This window comes from Paenibacillus algorifonticola (genome assembly GCF_000971975.1).
GTDB classification, from domain to species: domain Bacteria; phylum Bacillota; class Bacilli; order Paenibacillales; family Paenibacillaceae; genus Pristimantibacillus; species Pristimantibacillus algorifonticola.
Window position 1 is genome coordinate 343183 of the sequence record NZ_LAQO01000003.1, and the last position, 18083, is coordinate 361265.

The following is an 18083-nucleotide window of genomic DNA, read 5'->3' on the forward strand; positions in this document are numbered from 1 at the left end:
CTTCCTCCGGCTTCTGACACGGTCAGGAGCGCTTCATATGACGGGCTATGGACCGGTATTCCTCTGGCGTCAGTCCAAATTCCTTTTTGAACACGCGATTAAAATATTTCACATCATGATAGCCGAGGCTTCCAGCTACCTGATAAATTTTATCGTTGCTTGATTCCAGCAGCTGCCTCGCCTTTGTGAGCCGAACCTGCGTGACATATTGGCTGAAATTAATGTTCAGCTTGCTTTTGAAATATTGGGAGAAATAGCTGGCATTAAAATGAAAGACGGCCGCAACCGACTCCAGTGACAAATCGTCCATATAATGCTCGTCAATATAAGCGATGCATTTGTAAATCAACTGCTCCTTATGCTCCCGCTTGGCCTCAGCATGAGCGGATGCCAGTAAGCCCAGCTGTTCCGCGATTACGGTTTGCAGAGCGCCTAGACTGTCGGCTTCACCCAAAGCCCTTTCCATGCGCAGCCCCCACTCCTCCACCGTCTGATGCTCCGGCATGGTCAAGCTTTCGGATAGCCGGGCAAGCAGCTTCTGGACGGAAAGCGTCAGCCGCTCTGGGCGTGGAAGCCCGCTGCCCGCTTCCCCGAGCAGCTTGTGCAGCAGCTCGCCTGCGGTGAGCCTAAGCTGCCCTTGCTCCTGTCCATGGACAACGGCCTCATGTAGCATGGCCTCATGCCGAGCATCCGGCTTAATCGTAAGCTCTGCACTCACCTTCGTCTGCCACGCATGGAATACCGTCTGCACCTCGTCATAAAAGCTTTCGGATAAGGCTAGTCCTGCCTCTACATACATCTGCGAAGCGGAAGCTAGCACATCCTCCTCCTGCCTGCTCACGCCAATCGTTATTTGATAGAAGCTGGGAACAGCCTGTTGTATTTTCTGCTGTATCGCTTGCAGCTGCTGCGCGCTTATTGAAGCATTCGTGACCGTAATCAGCCTGCCAGTCCTTCCTCCCTCTGCTTCATGCAGCGGAATGCTGCTGATAGCACCGCCTGATGGCGCAAGGCAAGCTTCCAATTCCTGCTGTATGCGGGGTAAAAGCCTTTCCTCCGGCTGCGATGTCGCCCTGCTGTTCAGCCGAATTTCGGTTAACAGCAGTATGCCGGGTCCACCGAAGCCGAGCAATTCTTCCAGCTCTTTGCTCTCAGCTTTGGATAACGCCTGGTTGTGCAGCCATTCCTTCATTACACGGCTGCGATACAATGGCGCAATCGTGTTCAGCTTTACTGCGAGCCGGCTATTTTCAAGCTGTGCCTCCTGCTCGGTTTTTAGGCTTCGCTCGGCTTTCTCCAACACAAGCGCGAATTTTTCCTGATCGACGGGCTTTAGCAAATAATCAAAGGTGCCGAGCCCAATCGCTTTTTGGGCATAATCGAAATAGTCATAGCCGCTCAAATAAATAAATTTCTGCGGCTGATTCGATGGGGGAAGCTGCTCCAGAAAATCAAGGCCGTTCATCAAAGGCATTTGAATGTCGGAAATGATCAGCTGAAACGGCTGCTCCCGGCATTTTGACAGCGCTTCCTTTCCATTGCGCGCTGTAGAAATCGCATATTGAGGGCGGAGCTTTTGCAGCATTTTGGATAGCCCCGCCAAATGCCCCGGTTCATCATCCACAAGCAAAATGTTGTACATGGACAGCGCTCCTGTTCGTTTCATTTTGGGCATGAGAATACCTTTATCGTACTTCTGTCTGATTTCCGATTGCAAGCGGAGATTTTGTAGAAAAATGACTGATTTTGCGGAGGGAAAGTCTAGGATGAACAACGGGAGTAAAGATGAACAAAAACGATAATAGACTAGGGCGTGTATGCAAACGTAAGCGAGCCAGATCCTGATCGAATTCAGCGTCAAACATAAGCCCGCTACTACCGGGAATGTCACCCTTCATGAATGTGGACATACATATCGAAAGACAGCTTCATGCTCTTCATTTCAGGGGCTTATTCATAGCTCAAAGATAGACTTGGTGGACACAGCAGCCGCTATTTCAACAGAATCACGGGTTATGGGACAGGCTGCGGACTCAGGAGCCGCTAATGCGCTGCCAAAAGCCATTTTGACGGGTTGAGGAGGGCAATAACGGATTTCCTGTCCGCGTGCGGCCTGAAATCGGTTCAAAAGCCAGAATAGCGGAACCTCAGTCCTTCAAAAAAGGAGTGTGCGTCCCAAGCTGCATGGTCTCAGCCACAGTGTTCTCAGCCACAATCGCATGCTACGGTTTCCCAGCCTTGAATCGCAAGAGGAAATTTGCCTCGATTAAGCGCTAAGCAAGGCTCGACATGCCGACTCCGGTTTGCATACACACCCTAAATAGACGCTCTCTCAACGAGGCGTCTATTAACCTATCTCTATTTAATTTTTTATCAGGCCTGCAGGCAGCTTTACGGCAAGCAGCGTGCCGCCAGAGCGAACATATATCATATCGCCAGACTTCAACGTCGAATCAAACTCGCGCGAACCGGTTTTCACGCTGAAAACGGGCTTTGTAGTTGCAAAATTATACGCATCCAGCGTCCCATCTGCGCGTGCGACAAACAGGCCATTGGCGAATAAATCCGTCTGTACGGGCTTAATACCGCTTGGGAAATGGATTCCTTGCCCGCTCGTCGTCTTTAAAGCGAGAATGGAATTATCGCTGAAGCTCTGGTAGAGCAGCTTGCCTCCATGAATGCTATAGAGCGGTTGAAATTCTTTCGGATTTGGCGCATTCCACCGCTGAACGGCTTTACCGTTTGGGGTATACGAGGAGAAATTGTATTTGGCAACCGCATTTCCCTGATAAATATACAGGTCATTCCCATCCAGAAATGCTGAGCCATAAGCGCCGCCGGATTGAATTAGTCCAGGTATCTCAGGCTCCACCGTCCAGTTGTACACTCGCTCACCCTTCTTCTTCCCAGTCAATAAGTCAAGGACGGCGATTTGCAAACTTTTATTGATGGAATCGTCATCTCCCCTCATGAACGTGTCCATGACCGAGTAGACCAGTCCGTCCTTGACCAAGAGCGGGGAAAATTGAGCAAAGGACGTCCAAAGCTTTTTGCCTGTTGCCTGGTCGTATGCATTAATCTGATTAGAAGTAAGAGCGCCTTGAACCAAATAACTGCGAAGCACGACACCTTTGCTTACGGTAATGTCATTTGTAGGAACTGCATCTTCCTCTACTATTTTCCATTTCAACTTACCCGTTGCCCGTTCTAGTGCAAAAAGGGTTAAATTTTGCGTTACATAAATCGTATCTCCGACCGGAATGATCTTATCCGCTTTATCCGCACGAATCGCTGTCGTCCACTGCTTGCTGCCATTTTTGGTAACCGCAATGACTGCCCCATCTGTTGTAAGACCATACAAACTGCCTTGATCATAGGCGAGCACAGGCCTCAGGCCAGAACCATATTTCCACAGCTGTCGTCCACTTGTACCGTCATAAGCAGCAAGCTGACCTCCATTTACAAGTGCGAAAAGGCGTCCTTCCTCTGCAAGCGCTGCCGTGATTGATCGGCCGTCCTGATCAAATTTCGCAAGCGGCAAGCTCCACATTGATTTGACTGCTGGTCCAGAGCCAACTCCATACATCGGGGTAGAACTATTAATAATTGGCTTCTCAGCAAACACAACCGATCCTCCCTGCAAGCCGCAGGCGAGAATGGAGGAAGTTACGCTAACAGCGACGATCCTTTTCATTTGTTGCGAAAGATTGATACGCATCTGGCACCCTCCCATTCCTTCATATTCTAAAATATGCACGACACTTTCGCAGCATAAATGACCGAATTACCCGTTGATCTACAAGGGCAATCCGGTTATGGTTTAAACGCCATGATCCGACGATCAAAACGCTCTGCGATTCCGTTGTCTTTTAATAAAGTCGTGTGATATCCATATTATAGGTTAAGCGAGCTAACGATTCTACTTAATTTTATGAAAATCGGTACTTTTTCACCAAATATTCCTAAGCCTCAGCACCCTCTAAGTGCAGCGGCAAAGAAACCGTAAATTCAGTCCCTTCTCCCAGCTTGCTGCTTACGGCTATCGAGCCGCGATGCAGCTCCATAATTTTATGGACGATGGACAGCCCAAGGCCGCTGCCCCCTACCGTTCGGGCTCGTGCTTTATCTGCTTTATAAAAGCGTTCGAAAATACGCCCATGATCCTGCTCGTCAATTCCTGAACCTGTATCTGCGATGCGTACGACCGCATGATCTTCGGTACGCGTGAGGAAAATCGTTATTTTCCCGCCTTCAGGAGTAAACTTAATGCCATTATGAATCAGGTTCAGCCAAACTTGACTCATCAGATCCTCGTCTGCGCTGATCTCTACCTCATCAGCTTCCACGCTCATATCGATCTTCTTCTCCTCCCACTGCGGCTCACAAGCGAGAATAAGCGATACGAGCTGCTTATCCAGCCGATAAGCTGTAGGATGAAACGGACGTCTATCCGAATCCAAAACTGCAAGCTTTAGCAGGTTATCGCTGAGCTTCGATAAACGGATGCATTCCGTTTCGATAATGGTCAAATACCGATGCCGCTGCTCTACATTCAATTTGTCATCCTTTAGCGCCTTGGCAAACCCGCTGATCGATGTAAGGGGCGAGCCGATTTCATGCGATACGTTCGAGATGAACTCCTGCCGAAGCTCCTCCATCTCCTTCAAATTCGCCGCCATGCTATTGATGCTGTCAACGAGCTGCACATAGGGATGCCGCTGCTGTTCGTTGTTTCTGCCGAACTCCCACTCCAGATTGATTCGAAAGTCCCCATTTGAAATGCGTCTCAGCGCTTCAAGCATGTCGTTCAGAAAGTAATGCTCCCTCGGCCGAAAATACTTGCTGACAATGGCAATTCCAATACCAAAGAAACAAAAACCGAGCACCGCATTTATGAGCAAACTGAGCAAGTCATGAGGGGTCCATGCCATTGCCGAATAAGCAGCCTTTGTAATATAAAATGAAATGATCCAGCTGGCGAGCAACGCCAACAGGACAAGCACAAAATTCATCGCCATATGGAGGAAGCTTGGTTTCCGGTTCAAGACTGCACCTCCAGCCGATAGCCCAGTCCCCTGATCGTACTGATGCGAAAGCCATGCCGCTCCTCCGGAAACCGCTCCCGAAGCCGTTTAATATGCACATCGACGGTTCTTTCGTCACCCTCATAATCGTAGCCCCAAATCTGCTCAATCAGCTGATCGCGCGTGAACGTCTTGCGTGGATAGCTGGCGAGCTTAAACAGCAGCTCAAATTCTTTAAGCGGCAAGGTCAAATCATGTTCACCCACGCGGCACTCGAACGTATCGCGGCGCAGCGTCACATCGCCAACTTTGACCGCTTGCGAGGATTGAATGCGATAGCGCCTGAATAAAGACTTCACGCGGGCGACAAGCACCGTTGGATCAAATGGCTTCACCAAATAGTCATCCGTTCCGAGAGTAAAGCCCTTCACGATCTGGGATGCTTCGCCTTTAGCAGTCAGCATCAGCAGCGGCAGGTCGGTCTGCTCCCGCAGCTTGCGGCACAGCTCCCAACCGTCCATGCCTGGCATCATAATATCCAGGATTACCATGTCCGCCTTAACATCGGTGAGTATCCGCAGCGCATCCAGGCCATCTACCGCCTCAACGATTTCAAAGCCTTCCTGCTGCAAAAAATGACCAATTAATTCTCGGATATGCGGATCATCATCAACGACTAATATTCGGGTCATCCCGTTCACCGCCTTTATCCTATTTTATCAACTGTTCACGAATTTCGTAAACCTGGCCATTTGGGCCTCTACGTCCGGCGCATATAGGCACGAACCGTTAGCGGAGCGAAGATCGCAACAATGACGGCTGCGCCAACAAGCGAGAATACAAAATCTGCGCCAATTATACCATTGTTGGCAAGCTCCCTTACGGCACTTACCAGATGGGAAACCGGATTAATGCTTGAAAACCACTGGAGCCAGCTCGGCATCGTGTCAACTGGAACAAAAGCGTTGGATACAAAGGTGAGCGGGAACAAAACGATCATCGATATCCCCTGAACCCTTGATGCTGTACGTGAAATGACGCCAAAAAAAGCAAAAATCCAACTAATCGCCCAGGCACATACGATAACAAGAAGGGCGGCAAAAACGACATATCCCAAGCCTCCATCAGGTCGATAGCCCAAAATATATCCCATGGAAAAGGTTAGTGCAGTAGCGATTGTATAGCGAACCGTATCCGCCAGCAGAGCGCCCGCGAGAGGAGCAATCCGGGCAATGGGAAGTGATTTAAAACGGTCGAATACGCCTTTATCCATGTCCTCCCGCAGTTGGACACCCGTGACAATGGAAGTCGTAATCACCGTTTGCACCAGAATACCGGGAATGATGACCGGCAAATAATCAACCACATTTCCAGAGATGGCGCCGCCAAAAATATAGGCAAACATCAATGTGAAAATAATAGGCTGAAGCGTAACGTCAAATAATTGCTCCGGTGTGCGCCGAATTTTTAATAATCCTCTGTAGGCCATCGTGAGCGAGTTGCGAATCGATTGTCCCAAGCTTGTATGTTTTTTCAACTGGCGAGTGATACGTGGATGGATGGACGCGCTTTTCATACGGCTGCCTCCTCTGTCTTATTCGATTGTTCTGATGACGAGGAGGTGCCGTCCTTCACGCCATGGCCTGTAATCGTTAAAAACACCTCGTCAAGCGTAGGCTTCTGCACACTCATCTCCGCCAAATAAATGCCTGCCTCCCGAAGCGCAACCAGCAGGTCGGTAACCTTGTCAACATCCGCTAGCGGCGCTGTAATTTTTGCATTGTCCCCAGACACAATAGATTCGACCATAAGCACTTGTTCCACGATCTCGCGAGTGGGCGCGATGTCCTGCGGATTTTGAATTTTTAATTGCAGCGAGGAGGTGCCGACTGATGTTTTCAGCTCATCTACCGTCCCTTCTGCAACAACCTGGCCGCGATCAATGACCGCAATTCGGTCAGCCAGCTGATCAGCCTCATCTAGGTATTGCGTCGTTAACAGTACCGTTGAGCCGGTCTTCACTAGCCGGCGGATCGTATCCCACATTTGCGTACGTGTACGCGGATCAAGTCCTGTGGTCGGTTCATCTAGAAAAATAAGTGGCGGCTGTGCGATGAGGCTGGCTGCCAAATCCAACCGACGCCGCATTCCACCGGAAAAATGCTTCAATGGACGTTTTGCGGCTTCCGTTAGTCCGAATTCCTCCAACAGCTCCGCCGTTCTATGCTTCGCCTCTGCTCGCCCAAGCCCTAGCAGCCGGGAAAATATAACCAAATTTTCTGTAGCGCTGAGCGCTTCGTCGACTGATGCGTATTGGCCTGTCACCCCAATCAATTGCCGTACGATTTGCGGGTCCTTCGCGACATCGTACCCGAAGATGCGTGCCGAGCCGGCATCGGGGCGCAATAGCGTTGCCAGCATTCTAATGGTTGTTGTTTTGCCTGCTCCATTTGGGCCAAGCACACCATAAATGGTTCCGGCGCGTACGTTCAAATCTACGCCATCCACCGCGCGATTATGGCCAAACGTCTTCACAAGTCCACGCGCTTCAACCGCCCAATCGCCGCTATTTTTCCATATTTCTTCTTTGTATCGATCATTTACTGTCATTGTAATGCCTCCCTAAAGCGGTTTATAGATGGATGTTAATACTCGTTTATGAACTGAATGTGAACCAAGCGGCACGAAGGGCAAATAACAGCAAAAAAGCCGAACCGGCAACCGGAACGGCCTCTTCCTGCTATTTTTCCCCACTCCAATATTCGTTAATGGGTATCCATCCTACTAAGCGTTCGTTAGCGGAAAAAGCATAATGGACAGCTTCATCGGCTGCGGCTTTACTAAATAAGCGTCCAGCGTCGGCGCGTAGCCGCAGCTATGATTGCCGATACCGCTTTGTTTGGCGTCCATTTTGACAATCGTTTCTGGCAGCCTGATCAGCTTATGAACGTGGCTGGTGCGCGACAGATCCTCCGTGGAATAATGGTGGACGCTAATGTTAAACAGCTCGCTGCCCGTTATACCGATTCCCGCCCCTTCCCCATTCCCAAGCTTCGCCCAGCGGACATCGCACTTATTTCCGTTTTCCTGCGGCTTAACATAGGGGACAAACTGCTCCGCTACCGTGCCGCTGTAAATACCAAGCTTGCCGCTTTCTTTACGGTCGGCGTAACATTCATGAGAGCCTCTGCCGTACCAGCTGAACTGGTCATAACTGTCATGCAGACGCAGCTCCAAACCAAATCGCGGCAGTGGCGGCAGCTCGCTTCCGAGCGGTTCAATCGTCGTTTCCACGCCTATGGAACCGTCGGCGTTGATTTGGTGGATCATTTTGCAGCGGAAAGCTGCTGGCTCGCCTTTTGCCCCGATGACCGCGTCAGCCGCAGCTATGACGCTTCCTTTGTTGTCAACCGTCATCGAAAACCGGCGCAGCTGCCATTGGAGCCGGTCATAACCGGCTTTCACCCATTCTTTTGCCAGATGGACATCGTTGTCCAGCGGGGCGCGCCAGAGCTGCAGCTGTGGACCTGTGAGCAGCAGCTCATAACCGTGATACAGCCAATTGCTAATCGTGCCTGTCATTTGATCCATGTCTACCTGAAAACCATTCCCGCTTATGCGACTCACTAGCTTACCGTCCTCCCGCTGCAAATTTTGGGACATTGACGGCATTGTTACGGGCATCAATCCGGAAGCATCGGCTGCTTCTAGATGAACTTTACTAGAAAATTCGTCATTAGCGGAATACACAGATACATTGTCCTGCGGGGGCCAACCCGCCTCCTCAAACAGCAAATCGGCCCAAGCTGTCTCATGACCAGCGTCACACCACAAGCTTCTATTACGCTCTGTAAAGCGGATATGCAGCGCATACTCGCCTGTTTCCATTAATTGCTCCGAAGGGAGTGGAATGACTACCGTCTCTTCCCCGCCGGGCGGCGTTTGCAAGCGGGCAAGCTCGCCTTGCGCAACCGCAGCGCCACTCCGCAGCAGCTGCCAATGCCCTTCCAAATGCTCCAGCGACAAAAAGCTGTAGCGATTCGTAAGATGAACCCGGCCAAGCTGCGCGGGGTCCGGCTTTATTTTCACAGGCTGAATGATCTTCTTGTATTCCAGTAGGGACGCTTTAACGCTTCTGTCTGGAAACAGCAGCCCATCCATGCAGAACGGTCCGCTGTGCGGGGCATCGCCAAAATCGCCGCCATAAGCGTAAAACGCTTCCCCGTCATCATTTTGCCGCAAAATGCCCATATCTGACCATTCCCAAATGAGGCCGCCCAGCAGTCGTGGATATTCATAAACCGCATCCCAATATTCCTGCAAATTGCCCGTGGAATTGCCCATGGCATGACCAAACTCGACCATAAGATAAGGACGGTCATCCGGCTTGCGGCCTTCTTCTATGAGCATGTCGACAGAAGGGTACATGGAGCTCACGATGTCAACGACTGCGGCTTCATAAGCTCGCTCGTAGTGAACCAGGCGGGTCGGATCGGCGCTGCGCATCCATTCCGCCATAGCGTCATGATTTTCACCGTAGCCAGACTCATTGCCTAGCGACCATACGATGACAGAAGGATGATTTTTATCACGCCCAAACATCTTTTGCGCACGATGCATATAGGCTTCCCGCCAATCTGGATGCTTGCTCAAATAAGACTCATCGCCCATAAAATGAAACCCGTGCGTCTCCAAATCCGCTTCGTTTATAACGTATAAGCCAAATTGGTCGCATAAATCGAGCCAACGTGAATCATTCGGATAATGGGACAGCCGGACCGTGTTGATATTATGCTGCTTCATCAGCCTTATATCTTCCAGCATCGCTTCGGGCGTCGTTACATAACCTAATTGCGGGTGGAACTCGTTGCGATTGACGCCTTGGATAACAATAGGCTGTCCATTAATAAGCAGCTTTCCTTTTTCAATTTGAATATCCCTGAAGCCAACCGATAGCCGCTTCACCTCTGCTGTCTCTCCATCCGGCCCATATAACGTCAACAACAGCTCATACAAATAAGGCGTTTCTGCTGTCCATAGCTGAGGCTCTGAAATAGGAAAAATGGCATCTATCGTTTTGAGCTCTTTAAGCGAATGAGACGTTGGAAAGCGGCCTTCTACCATAGCACCAGAATTACAAGGGTGGTATGGATGATTAGGATCGAACGATTGAACTGCCACGGTCTCTCCGTCCGCATCTAGCAAGGTTGCGCTTAAACGGAAGCCTTCTCCAGTGCTGTATTCTGAGCAATTATCGGATTCCACCGCGCTCTTCCAAATGCTGCTTTGAGCGAGCGTCATTCGCAAGCTCAAGCTCGCCTCCTGATACGCCGAGCCGGGTACAAATTCGGTTCGCACCAGAACATCCTCAATCGTGACAGCGGCCTGCGCCGTTAAATAAACATCGCGAAAAATGCCGCTCAGCCGCCATTTGTCCTGCGACTCCAAGTAGCTGCCCTCGCACCATTGGTAGACGCGAACCGCAAGCAAATTAGAGCCGGGGCGGATCAGCCGGGAAATATCAAACTCTGTCATATGATGGCTTCCCTGACTATATCCGAGCAGCTTGCCATTCAGCCATACATGGAAGGAGGAATCGACTCCGCCAAATACGAGGCGAATTTGCCGCTCATGCCAATGCTCAGGAGCCGTAAAGCTGGTACGGTAGCAGCCAGTAGCGTTGAGCAGTGGAATATGTGGAGGGTCAAGCGGGAATGGATAAGGACAGCTGCTGTAATGCGGCTGTCCGTAACCGTGCATTTGCCAATTGGAGGGCACGGGAATCTTATCCCACAGGCTATCATCGCAATCATCCAAATGGCTATCTGCTGGACAATGCAGCGGCGATTCGAAGTAGCGGAAACGCCAATTGCCGCTGAGCAGCCTGTAATAGGGAGATTCGTTTCGGTCACCACGCAGCGCGGCTGCTGTATTGTCAAAGGGAATTATCTCGCTGCGCGGCGGCACTGTACCGCGCTCCAGCACTTTTAAGTTGCAATAATCTGGAAGCTGCTCGCGTTCAGTTGGCATGAGCCGCCCTCCCTTCCTTCATACGGGTGAAGAAATCCCGTTCGCCGATTTGTCCACCCTTCAGCACAAGCTCCAGCCCATCCAGCGCGGACTCCTCCGAGAAAGCTCGGCATAGCGGCGCCCCCGGCGTCAGCGCAGCCACGCATTCCAGCGCATAAATGCCCAAGCCACGCGTCACATAACCAGACGTATCCCCGCCAGCAATGACGATGCGTGTAAGCTGTTCGTCGATGATCAGCTCCCGCGCCAGCGCTCCAAGCAAAGCGCCTAATAGGCGACTGCTTTGCTCAGGCCCATAGCCCTGCTCAGCAAGCGTTTCACGGAAACGCGGAATGCTTGGATCGTCTACACCTTCCGCTGAATAAAGCATCAGGCTGCGCCCTTCGGCAAGCTTTTCCCGAGCCTCGCTCAGCAGCCGTTGCCTCGCAGCCGCTCCTTTCTTTCCGTCCAGCAGTTCCTCTGCCGGTACCCGAATGCCTGCAAAACCCGCTGCCAGCGCTGCCTTTATTTGCTGCTCCGTAACCGGCGAGCAGCTTCCCGACACAACGAGCAGACGTTCAACTTCCGCTGCTGGAGCAGCGCTTATTTCAGGCTGTGGCGGCAGCAAACCAAGCTTCTGCCAACAGGCTCCAAGCGCATATTCCAGGCCAGAGGAGCCAATGGCAAATAGGCCGTCGCGCTGCTGGGCTTCCGCCCAAATCAGCTGTCCAGCCGCTGCCAGTCTAGCTTCGTCGAGCACATCAAACAGCACGAGATCAGGCCGCTCGCGCTCTACAAGCTTAGTGAGCCGTTCGCCCACTTCGAACGCTTCTCCATCCAGCGCCAAAATATCCATCAGCGCCGTCTTTAAATCCGTCTGCTGCGCCAAATGCCTGCGCAAATCTGCTTCCGCCATTGGCGTAATCGGATGGCGCGACATCGTCGGATGGCGGTCAAGCCGATACGTCTCCCCGCCCGCCGCTGCAAAATGGTTGCCAAACAACGTATAGCGTCCCAAATAAGGAACCCCTGCCAGTACCGGAACATAGCCAGCACCAAACACCGCGCGGCCGACTTCTGCCGCCTTGCCGATGCTGCCAATTTCAGCGGAGGAATCGAATGTGGAGCATATTTTGTAATGCGTAACGGCTGCCCCTATTTTTCGCAGCTGTTCCAGTACCGGACGCAGCTCGCGCTCCATCTCATCTGGAGTTAGCGAACGCCCGATGCCCGCTACTCCAATGGCCTCTAGATCTGCAAAGCTGCTTGCAAGCAGCTGCTCGCTAGGCGGTTCCAGAAATAACGCTGCTCGTAGACCAGCTCGGAACAGCGCTTCCAGCACATCGGTTGAGCCTGTGAAATCGTCGCCATAGTAGCTGAGCAGGCGCTGCGGTGCCGAGAGTCGCTCGTCGCAGAATGCATCATTTTGCTGCCGCCTGATATCCCCCATGCTGTATGTTAAATTCCTGCCGCTTCCGCTTGAAGCACTGTCGCCTGGCTTATGCGTTAATCCCGCTCTGTCCATCACCGCTCAGCCCTTTCCGTATTTTGCTATAGCCTGCTGCAGCTCAGGATGCCGACTTGCATACTCAGCGAGCGGAATGCCGGCAACGGCAGCTTCCCAGCCCTGCTTCATACTTGCGAAGCCAGCCGCCGCCCCGCCCGGATGGGCCAAAATGCCGCCGCCTGCCAAATGCATCACATCTACTGTCCCTGTTGCTTCATAAGTAGCCGGAGCAGTCCCCGCCCATTGTGCCGAGGATACGACAGGCATCGTCCCATAGCCGCCGTACATGGGCTTCAAACAAGCGCGTATGGAGCTGACGACCGAGCTGTTGCTTTCATAAAATTTGCTGTCTAAACCGTTCACATGCAGATGGTCGGCCCCTGCCAGGCGGCACAGCTTCTGATAGGCTGGAAAAGCGAAGCCCAGCAGCGGGCAGCGCGTCATCATGCCCCACTGATTGCGATGACCGTGAATCGGGACCTCGCTATATTTGCTCAAGTGGGCAAGCCCCGTCAGTCCGACGCTCATAATGCTGACCATGACACAGTTGCCGCCAGCCTTGACGACCAGCTCATGCCCACGCTCCATTTCATCGATATCACCCGTAATATTGAAGGCGTACATGATTTTTTTGCCCGTTGCATCAGCCGCCCGGTTGACGGCATCCATTACCGCACTCACCCGCTGTGCAAGAGGCGCGTAACTCCCATTTGCATTCAGTTCATCATCCTTTATAAAATCAAGCCCGGCAGCCGAAACGTCCATAATCATCTGCTGCAAGTCAGCCATAGGAAGCCCGATACTCGGCTTGACAATCGTCCCCATAATCGGGCGGTCATACACGCCGGTTAGCTGCCGAGTGCCCGCAATGCCAAATTTCGGGCCAGGGTAACGGGCTGCGAATGCTTCCGGCAGCTCCAAATCAACCAGCCGCAGCCCGGACAATTCCTGCAGCTCGAACAAATTGCCCGCAATAGCAGACATTAAATTAGGAATGGACGGCCCAAAATTGTGCAGCGGAAAGGATATCGTCACCTCTCCGCGCCGATAAAGACCATCATGACCCGGCGGCGTTTTGGAGCCCGGCAGCGTCGGAGAGGACACAGGCGAAAGCTCGACAATTTGTTCAATCCGCGCCCCGTGCCGCTCTTTCAGCTGATCCGTCTCGCCTGGCACCGCTGTAAAGGTACCCGTCGATTGCTCGCCCGCAATCACCTCTGCAGCACGTTCCAGCGTATAGGGTGTCTCTATCAAATAGACAGCTGTTACTCTCTCTTTTTCCACGCTTTTTCCCTCCCGCTATATCTGCCTTTGTCCCTTGTTATACCTGTTCTTTCTAAAATCATTGCTGCTAAAGCAGGCCCCGCTCTGCCAGCATCTCCTTAATTTGCTCGGCAGCAAGCCGCGGGCTGGACAGCACTGGCTTGCCTGTAGCCTCCCGTATGGCCCCCTCCATCCGAGCCATTGATCCTTGGGCCAGCACAATCGCATCCGCTTTATCGCTGACCGTAAGCGCCGTCTCCAGCAAAATGCGGTCATGCACCGCCGGGTTCCCTCCTACCAGCGCATCGAAGGCTCCAACAGCGAGCCCATTCAAGATGGTTACCTCTTTGCCAATCGCTTCCGCCTGCTTCGCCAAAAACCGCATTGTCGGCTCGAGCGTCGAAGGCAGCGTGGCGAGCACCGCAATCGCGTTGTATTCGGCTGCCGCCTTGGCGGTCATTGCCTCATCAATTTTAACTAGCGGAATGCCAAGCTGTCCCTTCGCAGCATCAGCCACTTCACCGACGGAGGAGCAGGTGTTCAGAATGATATCCGCTCCCAGCTCCTCCCCATGCTGAAAATATTGCGTCAGCCGCTTGCTCACTCCCGCCGGAATATGCCCCGCCTTGACGACATCGCCGATCAGACTGTCATCAATAATGTTGACCAGCCGCACGCCCGGCAGCACCTCCTGAAACACAGCCTTCAGCGGCTCAGCAAGCCCTTGTCCGGTATAAACCGCAACTACCGTTGTCATATTCCCAGCCTCCCTTTTGATCGTTTATTGCACCTGCTCCTTAACGCGGTCTACTGAACTAACAGACTAACAGAACTACCAGACCAGCTCGCGCTCCATCCGCCGCATGCTGCCTTCACGCATCGGTGCTTTGTCATACACCTGTCTGCCGCTATAGAATGGATGATGTTCCCCTTCCGGCGAAATGCCAATCACATCATCGCCCTGCCACTGGGTTACGAACGTTTGCCCGATTGCGGTTTCAACCGTCTGGCGGCGCGACAGCGGGAACGTAATCGTAATCGTTTCTCCAGCTGACGCTGCGCCAAGCAGCAGGAAGCATTCATTCACCCAGCGGCTCGGCTCGCTTCCTTTGCCCTGCTCCGTGCTGCCGTTCAGCTCGCGGGTAAAGGCCACTTTCGCGAAGCCCGCCCATTCGGGAATGCGCACCTGCAGGCGCGGAATATCGCGGTGGATATGCAGCACCAGCTTGCCTTCATGCGGCAAATAGCTGTCGACATCGAGCCAAGCCGAGCTGCGGTTGAGCAGGAAATTAACGCTAACGGTACCTTTTTTCTCGGTAACAGTATTGCTCCAGCCCATGAACAGCCCGCGCGTGCCCGAGCCGAGGCAGCAAATTTGCAAATCATTCGTATGTCCCCGCCCATGGTTGACGTTGCAGCAGAAATCATTCGGTGCCGAGTAGCCGGCAAAGGCGCCCCGCGTCCGCTTCGCAATATTTTCATGCGTAATAAGTCCAGGAATGTTGCCGGATCGGTCGTCCGTTTCCTTAACCCAGTCCATGTCGAGCAGCTGTGACTCGGTAAGATGGTTGCGAATATAACGCTCGGTCACGCCCCAGTAGCGGGTATAGCCGCTTTGCGCGAGCGTAATGCCAGTGGCGATTAGATCGACCAGCGAGCATGTTTCATGCTCATAGGCCTGCTCCTTCATGTCGCCCGGCGTCCAGCCGAAAGCGGTACACTGTGTAATCGCCCAAGCGTAGCTTTTTTCCACAAAGCTGAGCAGCGCCGCATCCCCCGTGAACACGCCAAACCGCGCCAATGCGTCGAGTGTGCCGAGCCTCGTATGAAAATGTCCGCTGCGGTAAGCGAGCGCATCATTAAAGCTGCCGTCGGCGTTAAACACGCCGCTGCGCTGCACGATCAGCGCGGTGAAAAACTGGCACAGCTCGAACGCATCTGCATTTCCTGTCAGCTCATGGTATTTCAGCAGCGGCATGACGAGCCGACCGCAGAAGGCAGCCGGATCAGGAGCAAGGCGCAGAAGTACAGCATTGGACGACGGCCAGCCGCCTTCCTTATACTCCGACGCCGGATAATACCACACATCGCGCTCCTTAATCGCAATTCGTTTGAGCGCCGCAACGTGGTTATCTGCCGCCTCCTTCACCTTCGGATCACCCGTCTCCATATACCAGCTCGTCAGCGATAAAATGACAGCGCGCTGGTCAATCAGATTGGCATTCGGCTCCCAATTGTGATGCGGGTTCGTTTGGCGATAGCTAAGACCGTCTTCCTTGAAAAAAGAGAGAAGATTCGCACGGTATTTCTCCTCCGTCTCCGTACCAAACGTTTCCCCCGACATATGGCGGGCCAAAATCATCCCGTCCACCATCCGGCCATGCGATGAGCCATAATCCCAGTCTCCGTGTGTCAAATTGGCTGGCTCCTTCATCAGGTTTGCAGCAAAAAAGGGTATATCATTGTAGTCGCGGTCTGCCATTCCGACAATCGCATTCATCGCATGTCCTGCTCTGTCCGCAAGGGTCAGCGTATCTGGTATTTGTCTCGTTTGCATCGCAAGTCTCTCCCCTATCGTTTATTGCGGCGTTTTTCCGGCTGCGCCGCGGTATTCGCCAATCGTTTGCCCGGTTTTCTTTTTAAAAATTTGGCTGAAATAACGGTAGTCCTCATAACCGACAAGCTCCGCTATTTCATAGTTTTTATATTGCGGATAACGCATCAGCTCGGTCGCCTTTGCAATCCGGTAATCGGTTAAATAATCGACAAAATTGCTCCCCGTCGTTTTTTTAAACAAACGGCCTACATAATCGGCATTCAAAAAGCGGCTTTCTGCGATTTGCGGCAGGCTAAGCGGCTGGTCATAATGCAGCTCAATCAGCTTTTGAATTTCACGGACCAACTGCTCGCCATGGCGCCCTTGGCTGTTGCTGCGCTGAGCAGCAACAGTAGGCAATATTTGCTCCTCGAACAGCCGCTTAACCGATACATGATCTTTGCGCAGCCGGATCAGCTCCATGTAGGCGAGCGCACTTTTCCCGCTCAGCTGCTCTAGGCTAGTGTGCGCCGCTTGAAGCTGCCGCTCCAGTGCATGCACCAGCATCGAGGCGCTGCGCCGCAGGCCATCCACCGTCCGCGACGGAGCCGCAAGCGCCGTGAAAAAACGGTTGAATTCCGCCCTCATCTGCTCCTCATTGCCAAGCTGCAGCTGCACAAGAAACGCTTGTTCCAGCTCCGCCGGATAAAAATCGGCATTTACAGCACCTGCAGGCAAAGATGGCTGCTGCTTACCCTGCTTCTCCTCCGGCTCAAACGTACATTCCACAAACCCCATGATCGCCATTTCTCCCAGCTGCCTCCCGTCCAGACGCTGCTGAAGCTTGCTGTATACAGCTGGTAGCTGATTAAGCAGGCAAGGCTTGCTTCCAGCGCTCATGCTGTAGCTTGTGCCCATCTCCTCGCGCAGCGTGCCTTGAAGCAACGCGGCAAGCCGCTGCACCTCCGCATGCTCGAATCGGCTGCCGAACAAGCAGATGGCTATTTCGCCGAGATTAACCGGGGAGGCGGCTGCAACAAAAGACCAGCAGCCTTCAAAATAAAAGGGCTGGCTTTGCTGCAGCCTCCGCTCTATTTTCCCAGCCGCCTCTTGAATGCCACCCTGCTCGATGTAATAGTCCGGCTGCGCGAGCAGCAGCAGCGCTTTATTTCCGGAGCCTCCACCCGGAAGCTCCGGCACACACTCCGTCAATGATGATATGCTTGTCTCCGCACTGCCGCCTATCGCTCGAACATGAGTGTGATCCTGTGGAGCCTGTTCACCGCGCTGCAAAACGTCCAGCAGCCAGTTTTTTCGGCTGTCCCGATGCTGCTGCTCTTGCCTCATGTCGCGTTCGTCCAGCAGCGCCAGCGCCTTGCCGAGCACCGTAATCAGCTCCTCCCGCTTGAGCGGCTTGAGCAAATAATCAAACGCCTTATGGCGGATGGCCTCCTTCGTATATTCGAAATCCGAATAGCCGCTGACGACGATCGTCACAACGCCCGGCAGCGATTCGGCCAGCAAGCCCAGCAGCTCCTTGCCGTCGAAGCCGGGCATGCGCATATCGAGGAACAGCAGGTCGGGTTTATGCAGCAGCGCCAGCTCGTAGCCTTCTTCGCCATCGACCGCTTCACAGGCAAGCTCAAGTCCCAGCTCCTCCCACGGAATCATTTGAATCAGTCCTCGCCGTATCCAGCGTTCATCGTCCACAACCATGACCTTGCGCATGGCCCGCGCCCCCTTC

The 18083-nt window shown here is 52.9% G+C and carries 12 protein-coding genes; all 12 read right to left on the bottom strand.

What is annotated here, in order from left to right:
* Positions 1 to 22: 22 nt before the first annotated feature.
* The 12 genes from WH37_RS13475 to WH37_RS13530 all read right to left on the bottom strand — a co-directional run bounded on the left by WH37_RS13475 (position 23) and on the right by WH37_RS13530 (position 18067).
* The gene (locus WH37_RS13475; protein WP_046231074.1) at positions 23 to 1642 is read right to left on the bottom strand and encodes a response regulator; all 1620 of its coding nucleotides are present in this window, start codon (positions 1640 to 1642) and stop codon (positions 23 to 25) included.
* Between the two features lie 720 nt (positions 1643 to 2362).
* The gene (locus WH37_RS13480) at positions 2363 to 3718 is read right to left on the bottom strand and encodes an outer membrane protein assembly factor BamB family protein (protein WP_052736964.1); all 1356 of its coding nucleotides are present in this window, start codon (positions 3716 to 3718) and stop codon (positions 2363 to 2365) included.
* Positions 3719 to 3962: 244 nt separating this feature from the next.
* On the bottom strand, positions 3963 to 5045 hold the full coding sequence (locus WH37_RS13485; RefSeq protein ID WP_052736965.1) for a sensor histidine kinase: 1083 nt from the start codon (positions 5043 to 5045) through the stop codon (positions 3963 to 3965).
* Positions 5042 to 5716, bottom strand: coding sequence for a response regulator transcription factor (locus WH37_RS13490; RefSeq protein WP_046231075.1), 675 nt, complete (start codon positions 5714 to 5716; stop codon positions 5042 to 5044). The genes WH37_RS13485 and WH37_RS13490 overlap by 4 nt, the downstream gene beginning before the upstream one ends.
* Positions 5717 to 5784: 68 nt before the next feature.
* Positions 5785 to 6600: an ABC transporter permease gene (locus tag WH37_RS13495; RefSeq protein ID WP_046231076.1), complete on the bottom strand. Its 816-nt coding sequence runs from the start codon at positions 6598 to 6600 to the stop codon at positions 5785 to 5787.
* Positions 6597 to 7634, bottom strand: a complete 1038-nt coding sequence (locus WH37_RS13500) for an ATP-binding cassette domain-containing protein (protein WP_046231077.1) — start codon at positions 7632 to 7634, stop codon at positions 6597 to 6599. The genes WH37_RS13495 and WH37_RS13500 overlap by 4 nt, the downstream gene beginning before the upstream one ends.
* A 174-nt stretch (positions 7635 to 7808) precedes the next feature.
* The gene (locus WH37_RS13505; protein WP_046231078.1) at positions 7809 to 11054 is read right to left on the bottom strand and encodes a glycoside hydrolase family 2 TIM barrel-domain containing protein; all 3246 of its coding nucleotides are present in this window, start codon (positions 11052 to 11054) and stop codon (positions 7809 to 7811) included.
* Positions 11044 to 12558, bottom strand: coding sequence for a four-carbon acid sugar kinase family protein (locus tag WH37_RS13510; RefSeq protein WP_231594235.1), 1515 nt, complete (start codon positions 12556 to 12558; stop codon positions 11044 to 11046). Before WH37_RS13510 ends, WH37_RS13505 begins: the two co-directional genes overlap by 11 nt.
* Positions 12559 to 12564: 6 nt before the next feature.
* Positions 12565 to 13824, bottom strand: coding sequence for a ribulose-bisphosphate carboxylase large subunit family protein (locus WH37_RS13515; protein ID WP_046231079.1), 1260 nt, complete (start codon positions 13822 to 13824; stop codon positions 12565 to 12567).
* A 67-nt stretch (positions 13825 to 13891) separates the two neighbouring features.
* Entirely contained in the window at positions 13892 to 14560 is a 669-nt protein-coding gene (locus WH37_RS13520) for an aspartate/glutamate racemase family protein (protein WP_046231080.1), read from the bottom strand.
* 75 nt (positions 14561 to 14635) lie between these two features.
* Positions 14636 to 16360 (bottom strand): glycoside hydrolase family 88 protein, encoded by a 1725-nt coding sequence (locus WH37_RS13525; RefSeq protein WP_046231081.1) that lies wholly within the window; start codon positions 16358 to 16360, stop codon positions 14636 to 14638.
* A 21-nt stretch (positions 16361 to 16381) separates the two neighbouring features.
* A complete protein-coding gene (locus WH37_RS13530; protein WP_046231082.1) occupies positions 16382 to 18067 on the bottom strand; it encodes a response regulator transcription factor in 1686 nt (561 codons plus the stop codon).
* Between the last annotated feature and the right edge of the window lie 16 nt (positions 18068 to 18083).